The following is a 25,253-nucleotide window of genomic DNA, read 5'->3' on the forward strand; positions in this document are numbered from 1 at the left end:
GTTCCAGTGACTGCACCCCGATGAAGCCAAGTCTGCTCGGATTACTGGCGCTGACCTGCGCCTTTGCCGTCGCCCAAGAAACCGAAACCCTGCCGCTGAGTGGTAGTGGGAATAACGATACGGTGGAGTGGGAGTTCAAGGTCAGCGGCGGACGCCGCGCGGGCGAATGGACGACCATTCCCGTTCCGTCCAACTGGGAGATGCAGGGATTCGGCACCCACCGCTACTGGAGTGACTGGGAGGCGGGATCGGAAGCGCCGGATCACACCGGCTGGTATCGCCATCGGTTCACCGTGCCGGACGCGTGGCGCGGCCGGGCCGTGGACATCGTTTTCGGGGCGGCGATGACCGACACCGAGGTGCGGATCAACGGCGAACTCGCCGGTCCGGTCCACCAGGGCGGATTCTACGAATTCCGCCACGACATCAGCGACCTGCTGAAGTTCGGGCAGGACAATCTGCTCGAGGTGACCGTGCGTAAGTATTCCTCGGACACATCGATCAATCTCGCCGAGCGGCGGGCGGACTACTGGCTCTTCGGCGGCATCTTCCGGCCGGTGTGGCTGGAGGCGCGTCCGGCCCAGCGCATTGTGCGACTCGATGTCGACGCGCGCCACACCGGCGCCTTGGTGGCGCGGGTTCATCTGGCCGGACTGCGGGCCGACGCGCGCCTGGTCGGCCACGTGGAGACTTTGGATGGAGACCCGGTCGGTGCGCCTTTCACGGTCGAGGTGGTGGCGGGCCAGGAGGAGGCGACGCTATCGACCACGATTGAAGGCGTGGAGCCATGGTCGGCGGAATGGCCGCATCGCTACCGTCTGGGCGTCCGTCTCGAATCGCCAATGGGGGTGTTGCACCGTGTGGAGGAGACCATCGGCTTCCGCACGGTCGAACTGCGGCCCGGTGACGGGTTTTATGTCAATGGTCGCAAGATTCGATTGAAGGGCGTGAACCGGCACTCGATCTGGCCGACCTCTGGTCGGACCACGAGCCGCGAACTCAGCGTGCAGGACGTGCAGCTCATCCGCGGCATGAATATGAACGCCGTCCGCATGTCGCATTACCCGCCGGACCGCCACTTCCTCGAAACGGCGGACGAACTCGGCCTGTATGTGATCGATGAACTCGCTGGCTGGCAGGATGCCTATGCCACCGAACCCGGCCGGCCCCTTGTGCGGGAATTGATCCGGCGTGACGTGAACCATCCCTCGGTGGTGATCTGGGCCAACGGCAATGAGGGCGGCAGCAATCCGGCGTTGCTTCCGACCTACGCGCAGGAAGATCTGCAAGCACGGCCGGTCATTCATCCCTGGCAGAATTTCAACGGCATCAACACCTCCCACTACGAGCAGTATGACCTGGGGGCCGATTGGTTCTTTCACGGCAGCGATGTCTTCATGCCGACGGAGTTTCTCCACGGCCTCTACGATGGCGGCAGCGCGGCCGGGCTCGAGGATTGGTGGAACCTCATGCTGCAAAATCCGCTGTCGGCCGGCGGCTTTCTGTGGGCCTTTGCCGACGAAGGCATCGTGCGGCAGGATCAGGACGGCCGGGTCGATGTCGCGGGCAATTCGGCGCCGGACGGCATCCTGGGGCCGTTCCGCGAAAAGGAGGGCAGTTATTTCGCCATCCAACAGATCTGGTCACCCGTCTACATCGAGGAGGGCGAAATGTCGCGGTTGCGTTCGTCCTTCGCGGGCCGGTTGCGGGTGCACAACCGTTATGATTTCACCGACCTCAGTCAGGTCCGCTTCGAGTGGCAACTGGTCGACTACGCGGGGCCGGAGGCCGCCGCCGAGCAGACGCAGGTGATCGCGGCGGGCGCGTTGGCGGGTCCATCGGTGGCGCCGGGAAGCGTGGGCGAACTGGAACTGGCGCTGCCGGCAAGCTGGGCCGAGCGGGACGGACTGCGCCTGACGGCGATCGATCCGCGGGGCGACGAGATCTTTACCTGGACCTGGATGATCGCCGATGCCGGTGCGATCGCCCGACGCATCGTGGCGAGCGACGGGGCCGGACGCGTGACGGCTCGCGATGACAACGAGCGCATCATCCTTGGCGTTGGAGACCTTGAAGTCATCCTCGACCGAACCTCGGGTGAGCTGGTGTCCGCGGTTCGAAACGGCCAGACCTATTCGCTCGCCGGCGGCCCGCGGATTGTATCCGGAGAATCACGACTGGTGGACCTGCAGCACGCGCCGGACGGCGACGCCCATGCGGTGAAGGCCACCTACGAAGGCAACCTGCGCGAGGTCACCTGGCGCCTGCATCCGAGTGGCTGGCTGCAGCTCGACTACCGCTATCATTTTCCGCCCCACGCCGAGAGCGACTACCTCGGGGTCACCTTCGACTATCCGGAGGACAACGTCACGGCGTTGCGCTGGCTGGGTCGGGGGCCCTATCGAGTGTGGAAGAACCGCCGCAAAGGACCGCAGTTCGGGGTATGGGAGAAGGACTTCAACGACACGATGACCGGACTCTCCTGGGAATATCCCGAGTTCAAAGGTTTCCACGCCGGCGTGCGCTGGGCGCGCCTGGCGACGACCGAAGGTCCCATCACCATGGTGGTCGATGCGGAGGATCTTTTTCTGCGGGTCTTCACGCCCGATCAACCGGAGGATCCATCGCAGAATCCGCATTACACGCGTGTGCCGTTTCCGCCCGGCGACCTGTCCTTTTTCCATGGCATCACGCCGATCGGCACCAAGCTCCATCCCGCGGACGTCCACGGCCCGGCGGGCGGGAAGAACATGGTGCCGCGCCACGGCCGCACCTATCAGGCGACCGTGTATTTCCGATTCGGTGAGTCACTGGAGTCGGAATAAATCCGAAAAACGCGGTTCGTCACAGAGAGGACCGCGGCAATCCGGAATTGCACAGAGATTTACGCAGCATTTCGAGGAGGACGGACGTTCATCCAGTGGATGAACTTACTCAGTTCATGATCTGCTTCGTAAACCGCGCGCGGTGAACGCTGTGCTCACCTCCGTGGCCTCCGTGACCCACTCCTTAAGAAAAGAGCGTTTACCAGATCGGCCCGCGGTTACGGCTCAACGACGGTGCATGAGGGTGTCGATCAGTTCGACGTCGGGGGCGCCGATTCGGGTCTGCTCGCGGAACCACTCGAAGATGCCGAAGTCGCCTTTGTATTCCCAGTTGGCCCAGGCCATGCCGGCGTCTTCGAACACCGTGATGATGTCGCGGTAGTAGGCGAGGCGGTCGGCGCGAGGGACGGTGGGCAGGCAACCGAACTCGCCGCAGTAGAGCTGGAGTCCGAGTTCGCGGGCGCGGGCGATGGCGGGAGCGAGTTCCTCGCGCAGGCGTTCCGGTCCCCAGTCGTCGGCGGCGTTGGCGGCGACATCGGCGAAGTTCTGCGGGGCGCCTTCGAGCAGGCGGTCGAGCGTCGCGCGGTCGACGACCCGGCCGGGGTAGTTGACGGGGCCGGTGTAAACTTTGAGCGGCGTCCAGTCGGCGAGGTAGTGGGTGAAGAGCAAGGGCGAGTAGGTGTGCGTGCTCAGGATGATGTTTTTGTCGCCCGCGGGGACTTTGAGGAAGGGCAGGGTGGAAGGAATCTGCCAGAGATTGGAGCCGAAGATGAGCACGCGGTTGGGTTCGTCGGCGCGGATGAGTTGGTGGGCCGCGTTGATGAGACGGTTCCAGTCCTCGTGGTCGTCGGCCACGGGCTCGTTCATGATCTCGTAGGCGACGGCATCGACCGGGAATTGACGCAGGCGTTGCGAGAGCTGGGCCCATAGCGCAAGGAAGCGTTTCTGCGCGGCGGGGTCGCTCCAGAGGGTGTTGGCGGGGCCACCTTCGTTGACGGCGTTGAAGTGGTGGGCGCGCACGGTGTGCAGGTCGACGATGACGCGCAGATCGTGGGCGAGGGCCCACTCGATGCCTTGGCGAAGGACGCCAAACGCGGACTCAATGGGCGCGCCGTCCTCGGCCCACAGCTCCTTTTCGTCAATGGGCAGGCGCACGTGGTCAAAGCCGCAGCTGGCGATGAACTTGAGGTCGTTTTCGGTGATGAAGATCTCGCGCGGGGTCCAGCCGAAGTCCTGGGACAACCAGTGGCTGAGGTTGATGCCCCGACGGATTTCAAAACCCGCCGGATTGGTCACGGCGCGGGCGTTGCTGAGCACAGCAGCGCCGATCAGGGTCAAGGCCGCCAACAAGCGGCCGCAGCGAAACAGACGGGGATACATGGGCCGAGCATGAGCCGCGGCGGAAGGGGGTTCAATCGGGAAGGTAGGGGGAGGTGGTGATGCGACCGGGAGGCAACGCGCTTTTCCTTCCGCAGAATGGAACGACGGTAAGGGAGCAGGCATGGCTGGGGGGGGATTCGTTTTCTGCTGAAAAAAGCCCTGCTTTCCATTCGACCTCAGGTCGGTTTGGATTTGGCCCTCCTGGAAAATTCGACCGGTGCCGTGACACGGTGCCTGTCGCGATGCACGCTTGGGTGCTGTTGCTTCCCCGGCCCCATACTGAACCCCATGAAAAAGACCGTCCTTTGTTTCCTCCTTTTGTTCGCCGGAGTTCTCCGCGCCGAATCCGCCCCGCGAGAGGTGGGGCCCTACACGCTGCATCCGATCGCGCCGGGCGTGACGCGCATCGAGGACGCCAACCACACCAACCCGTCGGGGCTGCACTATGACGAGGCCGGCGAGGTCACGGGCTACAACAATTGCTCCGACATGTATCTCATCGTTGGTGCGGAGCGGGCCCTGCTGATCGACTTGTCGAACTTCATCACCTGGGACGACACTGCGGTTCCGTCTTTGCAGCAGGCGGTGCGGGAGGAAATCGGCGACCGGCCGCTCACCATTGGCCTCACGCACGTGCACGGCGACCACACCGGCATGTTGCCGGCGTTCAAGGATAACCCCGACGTCACCTTCTGGATTCAGCTCGCGGAATTTGCGGAGAAAAATCCATTTCCGGCCGAGCGCACCACCGACATCGCCGATCAACCGTCCCTGGACCTCGGCGGCGGCGTGGTGATCGATTCCCTCAAGCTGCCCGGGCACACCAAGCACTCGACCGTGTATTTTCTGCGCGGTGCGAACCTGGTCTTCACCGGCGACGCGATTGGCTCGGGTGGCGGCGTCTGGATCTTCTCCGCCGATGGCTTTGCGAAATACCGCAGCAGCATCGACGAGCTGATCGCCACCATCCACAACCCGGCCAGTGACATCGATGCCGATGAGCTCCTGGTCTTTGGCGGGCACTACTGGCAGAAGCGCGAGAAGGAGAAGCTCACCTTCCAATACATCGCGGACATGCAGACCCTGATTGGCGAAATCAAGGCCGGTCGCGCGAGCGAGGAGCGGGTGACCTTTGGCCCCTACCTGAACACCAACTTCGGCTACGGCGAGGCCACCATCACCTGGAACAAGGCCGACGCCGAAGCCTTCATGGCAGAGTAGTGGCGGCGTCGATACGCCAATCGGCATGGACCTCGGCACGCTGATCCGGCAGGTGCCCGCCTGGCGGGGCGCGGGCGCGATCCGCCATGAACCGTTGAGCGGCGGTTACTCCAACGTGGTGCACAAAGTCACCGTCGATGGCCGGGCCTATGCGCTGCGGATCAACGGCGACCAGAACCGCTACCTCGGTTTGGACTTTGCGGAGGAAGTTGCGGTGATGCGGCTCGCCGCCGCGCACGGCCTCGCGCCGGCGGTGCTGGAGGCGGGCGACGGCGCTAACGTATTGATCAGCGACTTCATCGACGGGCGCACGCTGACGGTGGCCGACGCCCACGATGCGGGCACACTGGCGCGGATCACCGACCTGCTGAAGCGGGTGCATCAACTGCCCTACACCGGTCCGCGCACGAGCACGCCCTTTTCGCTGACACGGGGGTATCTGCGTGGCATCGCCGACCTCGGGCTGGCCTGTCCGGCGGACCTGCGTGGGTTCATGGCGGAGATGGACCGCATCGAAGCCGAACGGCAGACCGATCCCGGTTTCATGCGGCACACCTGTCACAACGACCCCTTCACCCACAACCTGCTGGAGGACGGGGCGGGCAAGCTGCAGCTCATCGACTGGGAGTTGTCGGGCCGGGGCGATATCTGGTTCGACCTCGCCACGGTCTCCTTCTCCTGCGGCCTCGATACGGCGGCGGACGACGCGTTGTTGAAGACCTACTTCGGCGCCGTCGATGACGCGCGCCTCCGCACGCTGCACGATATGAAGTTCGTCTGCATGATCCGCGAGATTGGCTGGGCCCTTCTGCACACCGCGCTCGAGCAAAACCGACCGGATCCCGGGCCCGGTTATCTCGGCTTCGCCTATTCGGTGCTCGACCGCCTCAAGCGCGGACTGGTGAGCCTGGTGTAGAGGGCCATTGACCGTCGCTTACCTCGGTTGAGTGGAAACCTCCTGCCCCCTTCGGTGATCTTGAAGGGGTCCGAGTGGACATCGGGCGGGAAACCGTTCAGCTCGCGGTCGGTTGGGTCGAGCGAACGATGCGACCTTCGAGCGTGGCTGGAAAGCGTTGATCGCGGTTTTCGGCGGCGACGCCGGGAGTGCGGTCGCGCACGATCAAGGACACGGATCCACCCTCCTGTCGCGGCAGCAGTTCGTAGTGGTGCCCGGGTTCCAAGTAGAGGTTCAGCGTGCCCTGGGCCACGTAGCCGTTGGCGTGGCCGCTGCGGGTCACGCGAAGCACGATTTCGTGATGGCCTCGCACAAGGTCGAGGGAGCGCAGAGCACCGTGTGGCGCCTGCGGTTTGCCGTTGATCTCGAGGATCTCGACGCGGGTCAGTTGGGCGCCGGCTTCAGAAGACGGCAGCCGAATCGAAGCCGACAGCGCAACGTCACGGGGGGAGGTGGAACAACCGAAACCGAGGCCGAGCCAAGCGACCATTGCGAAGAAAGCAGCCAGACGAGGAAGGGAAGAGCGGGGCATGGTGAGGAAAGACAGCGCGGGTGGGATCGGTGTTCCGCGGCTGGGTTTGTAAGCGGGCAACGCAGTGTGCGATTCAGCGGCTCGAACGAAACTACCGAGGTAGCGTCTTTTCAATAGCCCACGGACCACCCGGAAAACACGGAACGGGTTGCCCACGAAACCCACGAAAGGGCCCGAAAACGGTATACGGGTGATCTTGCCGGCGTAGGTTCAGGATCGGTTTCGCGGTCGTTGACCTCGCTCCGTCCACAGCTCCGGGTTGATGAGCCCTATTCGCCGGGGCGCGGGTGTAGCCAGCCGTTGATCGTCAGCCAGTCCATGATCCGGCCCTGCCAGCGATCGCGGGGGAGGAGGAAGAGGCCGTGCTGACCTTTTTCAAAAAAGTTCGCTTCAACGGAGACGCCGGCGCGGCGGAGGGCGTTGAAGAACAGGAGGCTGTTGTCGACATCGACCAAACGGTCGTCGGCGGCGTGGAGGATCAGTGTGGGCGGGGTCTGCGGGGTGACCTGCAGCTCGTTGGAGAAGCGTTGGATCTGTTCTGCGGTGGGATCCTCGCCCAGGAGCGCGACGCGCGAGCCTTGGTGGGTGATCGCGGCATCCATGCTGATGACCGGGTAGATCACGACGAGGAAGTCGGGGCGCAGACTGATTTCTTCGGGATTGTCGATGAGGGCCTCATCGAAGTGGGTGGCCAGCGTGGAGGCCAGATGTCCGCCCGCGGAGTAGCCGATGGTGCCGATGCGATGCGGATCGATGCCCCACTCGGCCGCGTGCTGCCGCGCAAAACGCATCGCCTGCTGGGCGTCCTGCAGCGGGCCGATGGACTTATCGAGCATCGTTTGGTCGCTCGGCAGGCGGTATTTGACCACCAGCGCCGCGATGCCGTGGTCCTTAAAGAACTCGGCCTGTTGCACGCCTTCGAACTCGTAGGTGAGGCCGGCGTAACCGCCGCCAGGGAAGATCACCACCGCGGCGCCGGTGGCTTTGACCCGGGCGGGCAAATAGACCTCAATCTTGGGCTGCGAGACCTTCTGAACCCACCCGGTGCCCTTGCCGGTTTCTTCGTCGGGTCCGGGCTTGGCGTTCGGAATGGCGGCGTCCCCGTAGAGCGGGAAACTCAACATCTTCGGCGGGAAGAAGGCGGTCCGGTCTTCCGCTGGCGGCTTGGCTGCGGTTTGCGCGTAGCCGGTGATCAGCCAAGCTGCGGTAAATCCGAGCGAGAGGAGGAGCTTCCACAATTTGTTCATGGTCGGAGAGGCAGAAGGAGCAGGAAGATTTTTTAACCACAGGTAGCCACGGATAGGTATGATGATCTGTGCTCTCTGTGAAATCTGTGGTTAAGCCGGCGTTGGAGTGGATCTGCGGTTCTCTGCGTCATCTGCGGTTTGGGTTTTAACCACAGATGGCACAGAGGGGCACAGAATGGAGAGGCAGAAATGTTTGATCGCAGATGACGCAGATGGGCGCAGAGGCGGAGAGTTTCTTAACCACAGATGGACACAGATGAGCACGGCTGCGTTGCGGGCCAGGATCTGTGTTTATCTGTGTCCATTGCTTCGGCACTTTGTCTCTCAGATGTCGCTGCGCTCGGAAGTGGTAAGAACCAGCGTTGGGTTGGATCTGTGATGATCTACGTAATCTGCGGCTGAAATCGGTTGGCCGCGACTAGACGCGGGCGCCGGCGGCGCGGTGGGCCATCCAGCCGTAGATTGCGATGACCACAAAGCAGATCGCCGGGAGCACGAAGGACACGCGCACCGATTCGAGGGCGAGGCTGCCCAGGGTGAAACCGTCCCCGTCGATCATGGCGCCCTGCATGCGGGGCATGATGGCGCCGCCCACGATGGCGAAGATGAGACCGGCGGAGCCGAGCTTGGCGTCGGATGGGGTGAGGCCATCGAGCGCGATGCCGTAGATGGTCGGGAACATGAGCGACATGCAGCCGGAGACCCCGACGAGGCAGTAGAGTCCGGGCATGCCCTGCAGGAAGATCGCGCCGACGGTGAGGGCGAGGCCGCCGACGGCGAGGGCGGCGAGCAGCTGGCCGGGTTTCACCACACGCAGCACGAGGGTGCAGATGAAGCGGCTGCTGAGGAAGAGCACCATGGCGGCGATGTTGTAGTTCTGCGCCTGTGAGGCGGTGAGGCCGCAGAGCGTCATCCCGTAGTGGATGATGAAGGTCCAACACATGATCTGCGCGCCGACGTAGAAGGCCTGGGCGATCACGCCGCCGACATAGAGCGGGGAGCTGAGCAAGCGTTTGGTGAGGGCGCCGAATTTGACCGGTTGGTCGTTGTGACCGGTGTCGGGCAGTTTGGACACGGCGAAGGCAATGAAGGTGAAGATGACCACCGCGGCGATGATGGCGTAGGGGATCATCACGACGCGGAGGTCGTGGGTCTGGATTGCCTGGAACCCGTCGGGGTCAGCCTTCACGAAGGTCTCCCACGAAGCGCTGATGGCGGCGTCGGCTTCGCTCGGCAGCATCTCGGCGTATTCGGGATGGGCAGCGAGTTGTTCGTTGCGGAAGTTGGAGACGTCGAGCGACGGCAGCACGAACATGCTGGCGACGATCATGCCGGTCAGCGACCCGATCGGGTTGAAGGCCTGGGCGAGGTTGAGCCGGCGGGTGGCGGTTTCGGGCGGGCCGAGAGAGAGGATGTAGGGGTTGGCCGCGGTCTCGAGGAAGGCCAGGCCGAAGGTCAGCACGTAGAAGCCAACAAGGAAGATGTTGAACGACAGGGCGGTGCTGGCGGGGATGGTGAGCAGCGCGCCGATGGCGTAGAGCGCGAGACCGACGAGGATGCCGGTCTTGTAGGAGAAGCGGCGGATGACGAGGGCAGCCGGGATGGCCATGGTGGCGTAGCCGCCGTAGAAGGCCCACTGCACGAGCGAACTCTGCGCGTTGGTGATGACGAAGACCTCTTTGAAGACGCGCACGAGCGGGTTGGTCACGTCATTGGCAAAGCCCCACAGCGAGAAGAGCGTGGTGACGAGGATGAAGGCGAAGAGGTATTGGCGGGGAACGACGCGCGAGGTGTCGGTGGTGGGGGCAGGTGGGGTGGGCATGGGCGGTTTTGGGAAAAGCTGAAAGGCTGAAAAGCTGAAAGGTGGGGGCGAAAGGCGGTTGGGGGTCTTTATTCTTTCTCTTTCCACTTTCTCTTTCTCCCTGAGGAGCGGACGGTTTTCGGCCCGTGGGGAGAAAGATAAAGATAAAGAGGAAAGAGAAAGATTTGGGTGTTTAGCGGTTGATGGGTGGGCGGATGGAGACGGTGTCGGCTGTCGGGAAGTCGGGTGGGACGGGGAAGGTGACTTCGCGGCCGGCGAGCCACTGCAGGGCGCGCACGACGATGGTCTGCAGGCCGGCACAGCGCGTGCGCTCGGGTTGAGTATCGCCGTGCCAGACGTGGCCAAACGTGGAGGTGTAGACGCGGCCGGCGCCGTAGCTCACCGTCCACTCGAGCGGCCAGTTTTGATCGGTGACCGGATCATGACCGTAGGAAAGGACCTCGAGGTTTTCGGCCGGGCCGCGGGCGAAATAGTAGACCTCGATGTCGGGCGTTTTCCAAGCGCGGGGCAGGCCGTGGTGGATCGGGTGATCGCCACGGCGGTGAACGACGGTGTCGACGCGATCGCCGTGACCGGTGTCGCGACCTACGCCGGTGGGAATGCGCCGGAGCGTGCCGTCGTCGGCGACGGCGATGGCGGGGCCAAAATCACGCGAGCGCCAACCGAGTCCGATCATGGCGTTGTAGGCGGGCCAGTCGGGGAAGGCGTTGTTGCCGGAGTGCCAGACATAAACGCCGCCGCCGGAGCGCACGTAGGCTTCGAAGTCGGCTTGCACGGCGCGCGGCCAGGCCGGGCCGCCGTTGATGTCGTTGCAGGTTTGGATGACGACGTCGTAGGCGGCGAAGTCAGGCCGCCACGCGTCCCAGCCGGCGGCGTCTGCGGTGGGTGGGGTGGTCGACACCTCGATCGTGAACAGGTTGGTCGGAGCGAGCATGCCTTCGATCAGGTGGGTGGTGAGCCGCCATTGATGGTTGCTGAAGCCGTCGACGAGGAGCACGCGAATCGGCGTCGCGGCCCTGCCTTGGGCACAACCGAGGACCATCGAGCAGCAGAGGAAGAGGCGGCGAAACCCGGGCATGGCACGGAAATCAGCGGGCGGGTTGCCAGACGGTGCGTTCGCCGGCGGGGAGGTTGACGGCGGTCGTTTGCCCGTCGGCGGTGCGCACCGTGATGGTCCCCGCGCGGGTGGCGGTGAACGAGGCCGCGGTGAGTTGGCCGTTGCGCCAGGCGAGGTCGACCGTCAGACCGCCCCGGGCGCGCAGGCCGCTGACCGAGCCGGTGGGCCACTCGGTCGGGAGAGCGGGCAGCAACTGGATCAGGCCGCCGTGCGACTGCAGCAGCATCTCGGCGATGCCGGCGGTGCCGCCGAGGTTGCCGTCGATCTGGAAGGGCGGATGGGCGTCAAAGAGATTTGGATACGTGCGTTCCGGCCGAAGCAGGAGTTTCAGGATGGTCATCGCATGCTCCGGCTCGTGCAGGCGGGCCCAGAGGTTGAGTCGCCAGCCGATGGCCCAGCCGGTGGCATCGTCGCCGCGCAGTTCGAGCGAGCGGCGGGCGGCGTGGGCGAGGTCGGGGGTGGTGAGGATGTCGATCTGGTCGCTGGGATAAAGACCGTAGAGGTGCGACACGTGACGGTGGTCCTGTTCGGGCGCGTCGGCGTCCCAGTCTTCCAGCCACTCCTGGAGCTGGCCCTGCGCCCCGATCATCGATGGCGGCAAGCGGTCGCGGGCGGCGCTCAGGCGGGCGGCGAACTCGGCGTCTTCGCCGAGGATGGCGGCCGCCTCGATGCAGGCGCCAAACAAGTCACGCAACAGTTGCGAATCCATCGTCGGCCCGGCGGCGACGGACACGCCGAACTTGTGGGTGTTCTCCGGCGAAATCGACGGGCTGGTGACCAGCCAGCCATGGGTCGGCTCGGCCACGAGCGTATCGAGGAAGAACTCCGCGGCGCCTTTCATGAGCGGATAGGCGCGGGCAAGAAATTCGCGATCGAGGGAGAACTGGTAGTGTTCCCACAGGTGCTGGGTGAGCCAGGCTCCGCCGGTGGGCCACATGCCCCAGGTGGCGCCGTCAATCGGGCCGGCGGCGCGCCAGATGTCGGTGTTGTGGTGCACGACCCAGCCGGAGGCGCCGTAGAGGTCCTGCGCCATCTTGGCGCCGGTGTGGCTGAGGTCCTCGATCATGCCGAAGAACGGTTCGGTGAGCTCGGCGAGGTTGGTGATCTCGGCCGGCCAGTAGTTCATCTCCGCGTTGATGTTCAGGGTGTATTTGCTCTGCCACGGCGGGTTGAGACTGTCGTTCCAGATACCCTGCAGGTTGGCCGGCTGGGTGCCGGGTCGGGAGCTGCTGATGAGCAGGTAGCGGCCAAATTGGAAATAGAGGGCGGCGAGGGCGGGATCGTTGCCGTCGGCGAAGCGGCGCACGCGTTCATCGGTCGGCAGTTCGGCGGCGGGCGTGTGTCCCAGATCGATGGATACGCGGCGGAACAGGCGTTGGTGCTCGGCGAGATGGGCGGCGTAGAGGTCGTCGTAGGACTTCCCGGCCACCGCGGTGAGGGTGGCGCGGTTGGCGATGTCGGGATTGCCGCTCACGTCGTCGAAGCGCTTGAAACTGGTGGCGGCGGCGATGCGGACGGTCACGGTGTGCGCACCACGCACATGCAGGTGCTGGCCGTCGGAGCTGACGGAGCCGCCCTCGGCGGTGACCTGGGCCCGGGCCTGGAAAGTGAGCGCGCCGTCGATGCCACTGGCGCTGCCGTTGCGACCATCCAGCAAGAGCGTGTCGTCGCCGGCGGTGCGGCTGGTGGCGTGCATCGGAGTTTGGAAGCCGAGTGAGAAACTCAACTGGCCGGGCCGACTGCCGCGTTGGGCCCGAAGGCGCACGACGATGACCTGGTCAACCGGACTCACGAACACCTCGCGGGTTGTGGTCATCGCCCAAGGGCCCTGGCCGGTGGTGTAGGTCGTGGTGGCGACGCCGGTGTCGAGATCGAGTTCCCGACGATAGCTGGAAACGGCGTCAGCGCCGGCGAAGGTGAAGAGCAAGTCGCCGACGGTTTGGTAGGGCATCTGGACGCCGGGCCGGGAGATGACCTTGGCGTTCACCAGATCGTGGGCGGCCTGGTAGTCGCCGGCGGCGAGCAGGGCGCGCACCTCGGGCAGCGCGTCGCGCCCCTCGGGGTTGGCCGGATCGTAGGGACCGCCGGCCCAGAGCGTGTCTTCGTTAAGCTGGAGACGCTCCTGATGGATGCCGCCGAAGACCATCGCGCCGAGACGGCCGTTGCCGACCGGGAGGGCCTCGACCCATTCCGTGGCGGGGCGATCGTAGTGCAGCACCCAGGGCGAGGCGGCGTGGAGTCCGAGGGTGGTGGCGAGCAGGAGCGAAGCGAGGGCGGAAAGGCGGACGATCATGGGGTGAGGCAAGGGGTTAGAGAGAAATCATGGCTTTGAGCACACCACTGGACGGGTCGGTCCAGCCCGCAAACTGGTCGGGCACTTCGGTGAGGGCGGCGCGGTGGGTGATCCATGGCGTGGTGTCGACGGTGCCGGCTTCGATCAGCGCGATGATGCGTCCGAAGTCTTCGGGGCGGGCGTTGCGGCTGCCCATGAGGGTGAGTTCGCGCCGGTGGAAGTTGGGGTCGTTGAAGGTGACCTCGCCAGGGAAAAGGCCGACGAAAATGAGGCGGCCGCCATGGGCCGGGAAGTTGAACGACGCGGCCATGGAGCCGGGGTTGCCGGTGGCGTCGAAGACGGCGGTGGGCAGGTCGCCGGCGGTGAGCTCGGCGAGACGGCCGGCGACGTCGGGGGTGGTGGCGGTGTTGATGAGGTCGGCGTCGGCGAGGCCGAGACGTTCGCGGCAGAAGGCGAGGCGCTGATCGTTGAGGTCGAGGGCGATCACGCGGGCGCCGGCAGCGAGGGCAAACTGGATGACGGAGAGGCCGATGGGGCCGGTGCCGATCACGGCGACGGTTTCGCCGGGACTGAGCTGCGCGCGGTCGACGGCGTGGGCACCGATGCCGAGGGTTTCGACGAGGGCGAGCTGATCGAAGGTAAGCTGGCGCGAAACGTGGAGCTTGGCCGCAGGCACGACGAACTGCTCGCGGTGACCGCCGTCGGTGTGGACGCCAAGCACGCGCAGCTCGGTGCAGCAGTTGGGTTTGCCCCGGCGGCAGGCGATGCAGCGGCCGCAGTTGAGGTAGGGCTCGACGGCGCAGCGGTCACCGGGCGCGACGTTCGCGACCCCGGCACCAACGGCGAGGACCTCGACGCCGAGCTCGTGACCGAGGATGCGCGGATAGGTGAAGAAGGGCTGTTTGCCGCGGAAGGCGTGCAGGTCGGTGCCGCAGACGCCGACGCGATGCACGCGGACGAGGGCTTCGCCCGGGCCGGGGGCGGGGGCGTCGGGCAGGTCAATGACGCGCAGGGTGCCGGGTTCGTGAAGGGAAAGGCCTTTCATGCGGAAGGGGGGGGGATCAGGCGACGATGGGGTCGTGGTTCTCAGGGCGGCCGCGGGTGAAGTTGTGATTGTGCACGGGACGCAGGAGTTCCTGCACTTTGGCCAGCAATTCGGCGTCAATCGGCTCGGTGGCCCAAGCGATGTTGCGGCGGATGTTATGTGGGTTGGCGGAGCCCACGAGGGTGGTGGCGATGTCCGGATGGGCGATCGAAAACTGGATCGCGAGTTTCACGATGTCGGCCCCCACCGACTCGCAGTAGGCAACGGCCTGGCGGGCGCAGGCGACCAGGGTGGGCGGCGCGGGATGCCAGTCGGGCACGCCGCGTGGAGTGAGCAGGCCCATGCCGGTGGGCGAGGCGTTGATCACGCCGACGCCCTTTGCGGCGCAATAGGGCAGCAGGGATTCGAGCGAGGTGTCGTTGAGCTCGTAGTGACAGAAGGAGAGGATGGTCTCGACGTCGCCGGGGGCGGTGCGATCGAGGACTGCGGTGAAGACCTTCAGCGGCAGGCCGGTGATCCCGACGTGGCCGATGCGGCCGGCGCGTTTGAGGGCAACCAAGGCCGGGATGGTTTCGTCGACGATCTGATCGAGGTCGGCGAACTCGATGTCGTGGCATTGCAGCAGGTCGATGTAGTCGACGCCCAGCCGGGCGCAGCTTTCGTCGAGACTGCGGGTGACGCGGGCGGCGGAGAAATCGAACTCACCCTCGCCGTATTGCCCCACCTTCGTGGCCAGAATGTAGCGGTCACGGGCGATACCCTGGAGGGCCCGGCCGAGCACGGTCTCGGCCCGGGTCGCGCCGTAGTAGGGCGACACGTCGATGAAGTTCATCCCGAGATCCAGCGCGGTATGGACCGTGCGGATACTTTCACGGTCGTCGGTGGCGCGGAAGACCCCGCCGAGGGACGAGGCGCCGAAACTGAGGATGGAAACGTCGAGGCCGGTTTGGCCGAGGGGGCGGCGTTGCATGAAAATCAGGCGGACTCGAGAATGAGGTTCGCGTAGGGGGTGGTGTCGGCGGTGCGGATGAGGCCGATGGCGCTGGGCACGCGGCGTTTGAAGGCCACGTGCGGCTCGAAGTGCAGGGGAATGTCGCCGAGTCGGGTGCGCAGGGCATCGAGCTTGGCGGGAGCATTGCGCGACGTAAATTCCTCGGCGGCGAAGGCCTGGCCGACGACGAAGTTGGGCAGGATGGCGGCGAGGACCTGGTCGACGGTGGGAAGGTCATCGACGAGCGAGAGGTCAATGGTCTCGACGGCGGGCCAGCTGGGGAAACCGCGGTCGGCGATGACGAGGAGGTTGGTGTGGCGAACGCGGGCGAGCAGGGAAAGCAGGCCGGGGTTGAGGATACCGGAGCGTAACATGGGGTAAGGGGTGCGCGGACTATAGCGATTTGGCCCGGAAAGTAGAATGGCCATTCTTTCCCGAAGCATGACAATTTGTGTTCACCATGGGCGAGGGTTCACACCTGAATTTGGCCGGTTCTTATGTCGGATCGTGTCGAGGCTTCGCCGGCGTGATCTAGGTTTTAGGTATTGACCACGGATGACCGCAGTTTGGGGGGCAGGGACTTTCTTAACCACGGATGGACACGGATGAACACCGATGGGCACTGGTGATCTGTGCTCTCGGTGAAATCGTTTCGGCACTTCGTCGTTCAGAAGTGATTGAGCCTGCGGTGGAGTGGTTCTGCGTGATCTGCGGTTCAGTTATTTGACCACAGATGACACAGAAGGGCACAGAGCGGAGGGGCAGCGTGACGCCCACGTGCGGGCGGCTAGCTTTGGGGGATCGGCTTAGTCTTTGATGGCCAAGAGGGTTTCGGCGTAGCGTTGGCCGAGCAGGCGGTAGCCCTCCGGGGTGAAGTGCAGGCGGTCTTTGTGGCAGGGGGCGCCCGCGGAGGAAACGACGTGCGCGGTCGGAATGACCTCGGGCAGGGTCGCGATGATCTTGTTCATGCCGGCGCAGGCGCCGTTTTGGTCGGCGTTGACGAGTTCGCCCGCGAGCAGGGGGACGTCGGCGGCGTCCAATTCGAGGTCGGCCAGGATGCGGGTGTAGAGGTCTTTGATCTGGGCCGGCCAGGTTTCGTCGCCGCTGTCGGATTCACCTTGGTGGAGGAGGATACCTTTGATGACACCGTCCTCCTGGGCGCGGCGCGCCATGGTGATGAGACGGGCGTAGGGATCGCCGTCGTAGGCGGCGATGAAACCTTTGAGCCAGTCAGGTGCGGTGGCCTCGTAGTCGGCGATCGTGGTCGGGTCGTAGACGCGAATCTTGGCGCCGGCGACGGCGACAGTAACGACGCCGACTTTGATTTCGGGCGGGAGGTGTTGGATGAGCGTGCGGCCAAAATAATCCGCCGGGCTCAGACCGGAGCTCGGTCGGCAGAGCGGTGGCACGGCGGTATACCACTGGCCTTGCTCGCGACCGAGGTCAGGAAAATCGACGGCAGCGAGCACCTGGAAGCGCGCGTCGTCGAAGACTCTGTCCTCCTCGGGGATGCCGGGAAAGCCCTCCATGTTGGACTGACCAATGCAGAGGAAGATGTGGAAATTGGGATCGGGAGCGGCGCGGGTAATGGCGGTGGCGAAGATGAAGGAGGCGACGACGAGGAGGGCGCGGAAGAGAGAACGGAGATACATGGGAAGGAGGATTCTTTAACCACAGATGGCGCAGAGGGGCGCAGATGCCGAGAGGCAGAGAGTTCTTAACCACAGATGGACACAGATGAACACGGACGTGGAGGCAGTGTTCTGTGCTCTCTGTGCAATTGCTTCGGCACTACGTCTCTCAGATGTCGCTGCGCTCGGAAGTGGTTAAGCCTGCGGCGGAGTGGATCTGCGGTTATCTGCGTGATCTGCGGTTTAGGTTTTTGACCACAGATGACACATAAGAGCACAGAGCTGAGAGGCAGGAAGGAGTGACCGCAGATGACGCAGATGGGCGCAGATGCGGAGAGACCGGGAGTGTTTTCTTGGCCACGGATCGTCACGGATTCGATGGTCTGGATAGTATCTTCGGTGAAATTGCTTCGGCACTACGTCTCTCAGATGTCGCTGCGCTCGGTAGTGGTTGCGACTACGGTGGGCGGGATCGGCGACTATCTGTGGGATCTGCGGTTCAGCTTTTTACCACGGATGAACCCGGGCTGGGGATGATCTGTGCCCTCTGTGAAATCTGTGTTTGAAAAAAAGAGGCGCGGTGGTCGACCGCGCCTCGGGAGGGAAGGTATTTATTCGGCCGACTTCGGTTTCAGGTAGCCGTTGATGTCGAGCCAGTGCACGAAGGACTCGAACCACCAGTAGGTGGTGTGGCCGGGGTAGCCCATGCCGAAGCCGTGTCCACCATCCTGATACAGGTGGAATTCGACCGACTTGCCGGCTTTATACCACGACTCGATGAGGCCAAAGTCGCCGTTGAAGAGGAAATCGTTGGTGGCGATGGCGACGTAGAGCGGCGGGGCGTCCTCGGGCACTTCGACCGCGCCCATGCCGCCGTAGATCGGGGCGATGAAGGCGAGCTTCATGGTCTCGGAGTTCATGGTGCAGTGCATGGTGAGGCCGGCGCCGGCGGAGAAGCCCATCATGCCGATGCGATCAGTATCGACGCCCCATTCCTCGGCCCGGTCGAGGATCATGGCGTAGGCGGCCTCGGCGTCCTCGCGCTGATTGTCGAGACTCCAACGCGGACGCGGCGGCGGGGGCGGGGCGTCCTCACCTTCGGCGGGCGGAGTGGCCGCGGCGAAGGTGCGGTTCATCGACTCACGCAGGCCCTCGAGGGTCGGCGGAGTGGGATTGAGGCGATATTTGAGCACGAAGGCGGCGACGCCCTGTTCGTTGAGGGCCTTGGCGATTTTCCAACCTTCGTTGTTGATGGAGAGCCAGCGGAAGCCGCCACCCGGAGCGACGAGCACGGCGGCGCCGGTGGCCTTGGCGGGATCGGGCAGGAAAGGGGTGAGGGTGGCGTTGGTGACGTTGCGCACCATCGGCTCGCCCCACTGGAAGAACCAGGATTCTGAGGCGGGTTGGTTTTCGACGCCGCCGGTGTTGAGCGGAATGGCGTTGGGCTCTTCCGGAGCGTCATATGGCGTGATGGCGCCGTCCTGGGCAAAGGCCGAGACGGCGAGCGCGAGGAGCGCAGCGAGGGTGGTGGATTTGGGGGTCTTCATTTTGGTTGGTCTAGGAGTGAGCGTTGGAAGGCTCAGCGAAAGATGCGTTGGGCGAAGTGGTAGAGGTTGCTGCCCCAGGTCTCGGGGTCGTGGCCGTGGTCGTCGACGTTCCAGAGGTGCGGCACCTTGTGCTCCTTGAGGTAGCGGTGGGTGCGCTGGGAGAAGTTGATGAGGCCGTCCTGGTTGCCGCAGGAGATGTAAAGGAGGTTGAGCGCGGCGGTCGCGGCGGCGGGGTCGGGCACCAATTCCTCGGGGGCTTTGGTGTTGGGGGCAGCGGAGAAGGCGCCGATCCAGGTGAAGGTGTCGAGGTGGGCGAGACCGAAGTTGAAGGTCTGGCCGCCACCCATGGACAGCCCGGCGAGGGCGCGGTGCTGGGCGTCGCTGATCGTGGCGTAGTGCGACTCGACCGCCGGAATGAGAGAGTCGAGCAGGTCGCCTTCAAAGGCGGCAAAGGCGGCGACGGCTTCGGGGTTGAAGATGTTCTCCGGCACCGAGTCGTCGGCCATGGCGCGGCCATTGGGAAACACGGCGATGAGCGGCTCGATGGCGCCACTGGCGATGAGGTTGTCGAGGATGGTGTGGCCCTTCACCCCGGCGGTCCACTCGTGGCGGTTGCCGCCAATGCCGTGCAGGATGTAGGCGACGGGGTAGCGGTGGTCGGCGTTGTATCCGGGCGGGAGATACACGGTGGCCTCGCGGGTGGTGCCGGTGACGCCGGACTCGTAGCGCAGCACGTCGAGGGTGCCGCGCAGGCCGGACTCCGGCAGCACGCGATAGTCGGCGGGCGGTTCGGGAAAGAGGCGCACGTCGTCGGGCGCGAGCTCGATCTTGCGGGCAAAGTTGGCGGCGGCGCGCTCGGCGCCGTCGTCGGCTGGGGCGGGCGCGGGAGCGGGTTGCGCGGTGGCGGTCAATGCGGTGGCGAAGAGCGCGAGGGATAAACTGGGGAAACGCATGGGGGAAATCAGAAGAGGACGGCGCCGCCCTTGGCGGCAAGTTCGAGGGGGAGGGTGCCGTCGGCGGCGACGGTCACCTGGCTTTGCGCGGCCTCGCGGCCGCTGGGTTGATCGTGGATGAGGGTGAGGGTTTGGCCGGCGAGGTAGGGGAGGTGGAGCGTGAGCGCCTTGGGCTCGGCTTCGCCGTTGGTGGCGGCCACATACCAATGGTCGCCGTGGCGACGGGCGACGGCGAAATCTTTGCCGGGATAACCGGTGACGAAACGGGTTTCATCCCAGACGGCCGGCACCTGCTTGAGGAAATCGATGACGAAGGCCGGTTGTTCCTCGAGGTTGTTGGGGGTGAGGCCCATATGTTGCACGGGCGACTGGAAGGTGACGCTGGTCGCGAGTTGGAAAGCATCGGTGGTGCTGCGGGAGTTTCCGCGGCCGGCGACTTTGTTGAAGGACGAGTTCAGCACCATGGGCCCGTAATCCATCGCGGCGACGGGGTTGCGCACGAAGGGCATGACGGTGGAGCGCCACGCTTCACTGTCGGCGAAACCCTGCGAGAAAATGAGGTTTTCCGAGGCGGTGACGGCTTCGCTCGTCATGTGGTTGGGATACATGCGCTCCCAACCGCGCGGCAGGGTGGCGCCGTGGAAGTTGAAGTGCAGGCCGTAGGCGTTCCCGTCGGTCAGGATGTCCTCGTAGAGTTTCATCGTCGTCTGCTTGTCGCCGCCGAAGAAGTCGACCTTGAGGCCCTTGACGTTGATCGACTGGAGCCAGGCCATCTCGGCATGGCGGGCGGGGGCGGAGGCCATGCGGTTGCGCGGACCCTGGGGGGCGTCGTTCCAGGCGCCGTTGGAGTTATACCAGAGCAGGACGTCGACGTCCTTGCTGTTGGCGTAACGCACGAGCTCGGCGAGTTTGGCTTTGCCGAGATTCGTGTCCCAAAGGGCGTCGATGAGGATGTATTCCCAGCCCATTTCGGCGGCGAGGTCGATAAAAGTGCGTTGGTCGGCCTCGTTCATGGAGGCGTCCTGCCAGACCAACCAGCTCCAGGTGGCCCGGCCGGGTTGGTAGGTGGTGGAGGCGGCGTAGAGCGGCTCGACGACGTCGGTCGCGACGGTGGTTTCGACGATCGGAGCGAGAGTGGTGCCGAGCGTGATGGTGCGCCACGGCGTGTGCAGCGGCAGCGAGGCGGAGACGGTGGCGTCACCGATGCCGCCGTTCTCGCCCTCCTGCGGAAAAGCGATGCGGTAAAGCCCACGCGAGGTCGGATCGCCGAGGCGGGAACCGGCGTAGTTGCTCGTCACACCCGTTTCGGACACGAGGGCCCAGCCGTGATCGCCGAGGCGGAACAGGGCGGGGAAGGTGAAACCGAGTTCGGTGGGCGAGTCGGTGCCGGCGGGCTCATCGATGAGGTAGCCCTCTTCGTAGCTGGGTTTGGATTTCATCCACCCACTGCCAGCCGGGGCCTGCCAGGTGACGAACGACGTGGCCTCCGCCGGGAAGTCGAAACCGGTGGCCTCGCGATGGATGGTGATGCGGGGCTGGGCTTCGCTGCTGAGGCGGTAGGAAAAGGCGACATCGGTGTTGCTGACGCGGAAGATGACATCGAGTCCATGGCCCGCGGCGGTCGTGTAACGGGCGGTGAGCTCGTTGGCGACGTAGTGCACCTCGCGCACCTTGCCGTGGGGGAGGGTGTAGTGTTCGTCGATCGCGGTGGTGGTCGTGGCGCCGGCGGCGGAGAGGCCGGACGCGAAGCTCCCGAGACTGGTTTCGAGACCGAGCGGCGACGGCTCGAGTGCGACCGCGCCATGCAGGGACACGGTGTAGCTGAGGCGCCCCTGTTCACTCAATGCGAGCTCGACGGCGATGTTGCCGTCGGGGCTGGATACGGATTGCGCGGAGGCCGTCGCCGCGAGGGCGAGAGCAAGCGCGAGTGAGGTGGAGCGAAGCGAGGGCATGGCGAAATTAGCGGAAGAAACGTTGCAGGGTTTCGGAAAGGTAGTGGCGGGCGTTCATCCAAGTGTGCCCACCGTCGGTGATGAGCTCCTCGTGTTCGATGCCGAGTTCGGTGAGCAGCCCGTTGAAGGTGACCGCCGGCTCGTAGAGGAAGTCGGAGCGTCCGACGCCGAGCCAAAAGGTCTCGAGTTGGGCATTCAGTTGGTCCGGATGTTCCGCGAACTGGGGGAAGTATTGCCGGAAGACCTCGGGGGTGAGGTAGGCGCTGTAGGAGCCGATGTGGGCGAACTTGTCGAGATGGCTCAGGCCGGTAAAGAGCGACTCGCCGCCCCCGCGCGAGAAGCCGGCGATGGCGCGGGCGGAGCGGTCCTCGGTGGTGCGGTAACGGGACTCGATGTAAGGCATGATCGTGCCGACCAGTTCGTCACCAAAATACGCATACATTGCGGCGACCTCCGGCTCCCAGGGACGCGGCATGCCGCGCAGCATGTTGCCGTAGGGCATGACGATGATCATCGGCTCGGCTCGGCCGGCGGCGATGAGGTTGTCGGCGATGACATTGACCCGGCCGGCTCGAAACCAGGTTTCCTCGGTGTCGGTCGTGCCGCTGACGAGGTAGAAGACCGGGTAGGTGCGGTCGGTCTCGTGGTAGCCGGGCGGGGTATAGATGACCAGCGGGCGCATGATGCCGCCCATGATCTCGGATTTCACCCAGGCGTAGTGCAGTTCGCCGTGCGGCACGTCCTGCACCTGCTGCGGCGCCGGGGTGTCGCCCGGGACGTCGAGAAGCGAGGCTTTGAAACCCTCGTTGGGGAAAACGTATTGATTGCCGGGGTCGGCCACGCCCACGCCATCGACGACAAAGTTGTAGGGATAGAGGTCGGGTTTGATCGGGCCGACGGTGATCGACCACACGCCGCTGTCGTCGCGGGTCATGGGTTGGACGCCGGCCATGAACTGACCGCTGAGCGAAACCTGCTGCGCCTCGGGGGCGCGCAGAGCGAAGGTCACGGTGCGGTCCTCGTGCAGCACGGGGGACTCCACCCGGGGCGGACGCTGCGCGAAGGTGGCGGCGGCGGAAACGGCGAAGGCGGTGGAGAGCAGGGCGAGGCGAACGGGGGCAGAGAACATGGGAAAGCGGGGAGGGTTCAGTCGAGGTAGGTGAACATGATCTGCGCCGTCTGGTGCAGGTAGCGGCGCCAGTTGAGCCATTCGTGACCGTGTGAGCTGATGACCGAGTAGTGGCGGATGGCGTGACGGGAGAACACGGCCTCAGTCTTCATGCTGTTGGCGAAGGCAATGTCGGTTTCACCGACGCCGAAGTAGATCGGCATGAGGAATTTTTGGTTGATGTTCGGATCGTTGAGGATCGGGGCGAAGCGTTCCTCGAACTGTTCGACGCGGCCGGGCCAGTAGCCGGAGCTGTAGACGTAAAGTTCGCCGAAGGTTTCGAGGTGGGCGAAGCCGGTGTGCAGGGGAATGAAGCCGCCCATCGACAGGCCGGCGACGGCACGGGCCTCGCGGGTCGTGATGGTGCGGTAGTGCGCATCGACATAGGGGATGATGTCCTGCAGAAATTCGCGGGTGCAGGCATCATCCTCACCCAGTTGGGGCACCTCGCCGGAGACGACGCCGCTGGTATTCGGCATCACGATGATCATCGGCCGGGCGCGGCCGTCGGCGATGAGGTTGTCGAGGATGTGGTCGGCGTGCCCCGAGGCGGTCCAGTGCGTGTCGTTTTCGCCGCCGCCGTGGTTGAGGTAGAGGACGGGATAGCGGCGGTCGGCGGACGCGTCGTATCCGGGCGGGAGATACACGTGCATCTGTTTGTCCCCGCCGGCGGTGAGCGGGTAGCGGACGATCTCGACGGTGCCGTGCGGCACATCGCGTTCGGCGTAGAACGACGTGTCGTCGGAGGCCGCCAGAGCCGGCAGGCTGGGCACGGCATGCTCCGGTGGCGGTGCGATCCACATGCCGCCTTCGTTGATGTGCGGCGGGGGCGGTGTTTCGGCGACGGACAGGGCCGGCAGGGCGGCGGCGAAGGTGAGGGCGGTGGCGAGAAACGGCAGGCGGGACAACATGACGAGGAAAGGGAACACTGGCTTGTGCTTGCGGCTACGGGCGGACGGTTGGGGGTCAATCGGCCAAATCGACGACGATCTGGGTGAAGGAGTGGGCGGGGAACGCGTGAGTGAGGGTTGTGCCCTGGGTGGCGATCTTCGATTCGACCGGCGCGTAGGTGTCGCGTTCGGCGTAGCTGAAAGGCCGGTTTTCGGTGTCGGGGGGGGCGATGAGCGTGACGGCGGCAGTGGGGGCAAAGGTGCCGTGCACGCTGGTGATGGTGGTGGTGATGGCCTCGTCCTGGTGCCGGTTGACGACGTTGATGAGCACGCGATGGTGTTCCGTGTCGTGCACGCTGGTCACGTCGAGGTAGGGGATGGAGGTGTAATAGTCATCGACCCCGAAGGTGTCGCAGACCACGGAGGTGTGAAGGGCGTTACCGTGGGCGCGGGTGGAGAAGGCCTTGAAGGTGTGGAAGAGGGGCGTCTTGTAGCTCGCGTTGGTGTCGGGATCGCGGGCGAGGATGGAAGTGAGCAGGGTGTAGTTGGCCATCTTCACGTAGTCTGCGTTGCGGATGAACGCGTTGAGAAACTGCGCCATGGCCAGGGTGTTGAGGCTGCCGCCGCGGTAGGGAGGCGCCCACTCGTCGAGTGAGATGTGCAGGGGCGGCTTCTTCTCCGTGGTGGAGACGGCCTTGATCTGGCCGATGGTGATGTCGAACTTCTCCTGCAGGTCCATCGCGCGCTCGCCCACGAAGGTGTAGTAGTCATCGGATGCATCCCAGTAGCGGTGCAGCGAGAGAAAGTCGGCGATGTCGTGAGTGCCCTTGATGACGGTCCAGTTCCAGTCGATCCAAGCCAGGGTGTCCTTGTAGTTGGAGGAGCCGTTGGCGATGAAGGTGAGCTTCGTGTCGGGGGAACTCTTCTGCATCGCCCGCGAAACGACGCGGGCGAACTTCACGTAGTCTTCGGCGTTCTTGTAGCCGATGATCCAACCTTCGCCGTCGACCTCGTTGCCGAGACACCAGTATTCGATGCCGTAGGGCTCGGGGTGGCCGTATTCGGCGCGCTTGTCGGCCCAGTAGGTGCCGAGCGGACCGTTGCAGTATTCAACCCACCAGGCGGCTTCGCGCACGCTGCCGGTGCCCATGTTGATACAGACGACGTTGGTGGTGCCGAGGAGGGCGTTGAGCTGCACCCACTCGTCGGTGCCGACGAGGTTGGGTTCGGTGACGCTCCAGGCGAGTTCACGACGGACCGGGCGGTCTTCGCGCGGCCCGATGCCGTCCCGCCAGTCGTAGTTGGCGACGAAGTTGCCGCCAGGCCAGCGCATGTTGGTGAACTGGAGCTCGCGGGCAGCCTCGAGCATGCCCTGGCGCCAGCCGTTGGCGTCGGCGTCGGGAGCATCGGGATCGTAAAGCGGGCCGTAGAGGGTGTTGAAGGTCATCTCCGGCCGCTCGAAACCGATGGGCTCCATGAAGACGCCGTAGATGCGGGGATCGATCTGGTCGATGACGTCACCGACATCGATGGTGATGCGGGCGGTTTGGGGCGCGGCAAGGGCGCAGGCAGCCGTGGCGAGCAGGGCGGCGGGGAGCAGGGGCTTCATGGGGAAACGGGGTTGAGCTTTCCGAACCAACGCGGGTGCGAAAGGGGGCGCACGACCAGCGAGGGTGAAGATGGT

General features: G+C 64.7%; 19 protein-coding genes. 3 read left to right on the top strand and 16 right to left on the bottom strand.

Annotation, left to right across the window (positions count from 1 at the left end):
* The first annotated feature begins 20 nt into the window (after nt 1-20).
* Nucleotides 21-2,825 carry a glycoside hydrolase family 2 TIM barrel-domain containing protein gene (locus AC0MRV_RS07595; RefSeq protein ID WP_472763843.1) on the top strand — a complete coding sequence of 935 codons (2,805 nt, stop codon included), beginning with the start codon at nt 21-23 and terminating at the stop codon, nt 2,823-2,825.
* Nucleotides 2,826-3,050: 225 nt separating this feature from the next.
* On the opposite strand, the gene AC0MRV_RS07600 is transcribed toward AC0MRV_RS07595, so the two are convergent.
* The gene (locus AC0MRV_RS07600) at nt 3,051-4,205 is read right to left on the bottom strand and encodes a glycoside hydrolase family 5 protein (RefSeq protein WP_472763844.1); all 1,155 of its coding nucleotides are present in this window, start codon (nt 4,203-4,205) and stop codon (nt 3,051-3,053) included.
* A gap of 288 nt (nt 4,206-4,493) precedes the next feature.
* On the opposite strand from AC0MRV_RS07600, the gene AC0MRV_RS07605 reads away from it, so the two are divergent.
* Together AC0MRV_RS07605 and AC0MRV_RS07610 are read left to right on the top strand one after the other, a co-directional pair.
* On the top strand, nt 4,494-5,426 hold the full coding sequence (locus AC0MRV_RS07605; protein ID WP_472763845.1) for an MBL fold metallo-hydrolase: 933 nt from the start codon (nt 4,494-4,496) through the stop codon (nt 5,424-5,426).
* Between the two features lie 25 nt (nt 5,427-5,451).
* The gene (locus AC0MRV_RS07610) at nt 5,452-6,342 is read left to right on the top strand and encodes a phosphotransferase (RefSeq protein WP_472763846.1); all 891 of its coding nucleotides are present in this window, start codon (nt 5,452-5,454) and stop codon (nt 6,340-6,342) included.
* Between the two features lie 97 nt (nt 6,343-6,439).
* On the opposite strand, the gene AC0MRV_RS07615 is transcribed toward AC0MRV_RS07610, so the two are convergent.
* The 15 genes from AC0MRV_RS07615 to AC0MRV_RS07685 form a co-directional block, all read right to left on the bottom strand.
* Complete coding sequence (locus tag AC0MRV_RS07615; protein ID WP_472763847.1) at nt 6,440-6,913, bottom strand: hypothetical protein; 474 nt, start codon at nt 6,911-6,913, stop codon at nt 6,440-6,442.
* Nucleotides 6,914-7,182: 269 nt separating this feature from the next.
* Nucleotides 7,183-8,160, bottom strand: coding sequence for an alpha/beta hydrolase (locus tag AC0MRV_RS07620; protein ID WP_472763848.1), 978 nt, complete (start codon nt 8,158-8,160; stop codon nt 7,183-7,185).
* A 418-nt stretch (nt 8,161-8,578) separates the two neighbouring features.
* Nucleotides 8,579-9,982, bottom strand: a complete 1,404-nt coding sequence (gene fucP / locus AC0MRV_RS07625) for an L-fucose:H+ symporter permease (RefSeq protein WP_472763849.1) — start codon at nt 9,980-9,982, stop codon at nt 8,579-8,581.
* Nucleotides 9,983-10,154: 172 nt separating this feature from the next.
* A complete protein-coding gene (locus tag AC0MRV_RS07630) occupies nt 10,155-11,060 on the bottom strand; it encodes a ThuA domain-containing protein (protein ID WP_472763850.1) in 906 nt (301 codons plus the stop codon).
* Nucleotides 11,061-11,070: 10 nt separating this feature from the next.
* On the bottom strand, nt 11,071-13,392 hold the full coding sequence (locus AC0MRV_RS07635; RefSeq protein WP_472763851.1) for a glycoside hydrolase family 95 protein: 2,322 nt from the start codon (nt 13,390-13,392) through the stop codon (nt 11,071-11,073).
* 16 nt (nt 13,393-13,408) lie between these two features.
* Complete coding sequence (locus AC0MRV_RS07640) at nt 13,409-14,437, bottom strand: zinc-binding alcohol dehydrogenase family protein (protein ID WP_472763852.1); 1,029 nt, start codon at nt 14,435-14,437, stop codon at nt 13,409-13,411.
* A 16-nt stretch (nt 14,438-14,453) separates the two neighbouring features.
* Complete coding sequence (locus tag AC0MRV_RS07645; protein ID WP_472763853.1) at nt 14,454-15,407, bottom strand: aldo/keto reductase; 954 nt, start codon at nt 15,405-15,407, stop codon at nt 14,454-14,456.
* 5 nt (nt 15,408-15,412) lie between these two features.
* Nucleotides 15,413-15,802 (bottom strand): RbsD/FucU domain-containing protein, encoded by a 390-nt coding sequence (locus AC0MRV_RS07650; RefSeq protein WP_472763854.1) that lies wholly within the window; start codon nt 15,800-15,802, stop codon nt 15,413-15,415.
* A 432-nt stretch (nt 15,803-16,234) separates the two neighbouring features.
* Complete coding sequence (locus tag AC0MRV_RS07655) at nt 16,235-17,080, bottom strand: sialate O-acetylesterase (RefSeq protein ID WP_472763855.1); 846 nt, start codon at nt 17,078-17,080, stop codon at nt 16,235-16,237.
* A 590-nt stretch (nt 17,081-17,670) separates the two neighbouring features.
* Complete coding sequence (locus tag AC0MRV_RS07660; RefSeq protein ID WP_472763856.1) at nt 17,671-18,606, bottom strand: alpha/beta hydrolase; 936 nt, start codon at nt 18,604-18,606, stop codon at nt 17,671-17,673.
* 32 nt (nt 18,607-18,638) lie between these two features.
* Nucleotides 18,639-19,559, bottom strand: a complete 921-nt coding sequence (locus tag AC0MRV_RS07665; protein ID WP_472763857.1) for an alpha/beta hydrolase — start codon at nt 19,557-19,559, stop codon at nt 18,639-18,641.
* Nucleotides 19,560-19,567: 8 nt separating this feature from the next.
* Nucleotides 19,568-21,511 carry a glycoside hydrolase family 97 protein gene (locus tag AC0MRV_RS07670; protein ID WP_472763858.1) on the bottom strand — a complete coding sequence of 648 codons (1,944 nt, stop codon included), beginning with the start codon at nt 21,509-21,511 and terminating at the stop codon, nt 19,568-19,570.
* Nucleotides 21,512-21,518: 7 nt separating this feature from the next.
* The gene (locus AC0MRV_RS07675; protein WP_472763859.1) at nt 21,519-22,640 is read right to left on the bottom strand and encodes an alpha/beta hydrolase; all 1,122 of its coding nucleotides are present in this window, start codon (nt 22,638-22,640) and stop codon (nt 21,519-21,521) included.
* Nucleotides 22,641-22,657: 17 nt separating this feature from the next.
* Nucleotides 22,658-23,590, bottom strand: coding sequence for an alpha/beta hydrolase (locus tag AC0MRV_RS07680; RefSeq protein ID WP_472763860.1), 933 nt, complete (start codon nt 23,588-23,590; stop codon nt 22,658-22,660).
* Nucleotides 23,591-23,645: 55 nt separating this feature from the next.
* Nucleotides 23,646-25,178, bottom strand: coding sequence for an alpha-L-arabinofuranosidase C-terminal domain-containing protein (locus AC0MRV_RS07685; RefSeq protein WP_472763861.1), 1,533 nt, complete (start codon nt 25,176-25,178; stop codon nt 23,646-23,648).
* Nucleotides 25,179-25,253: the final 75 nt, after the last annotated feature.

This window comes from Actomonas spartinae, from assembly GCF_051209155.1.
Classification (GTDB): Bacteria; Verrucomicrobiota; Verrucomicrobiia; order Opitutales; family Opitutaceae; genus Actomonas.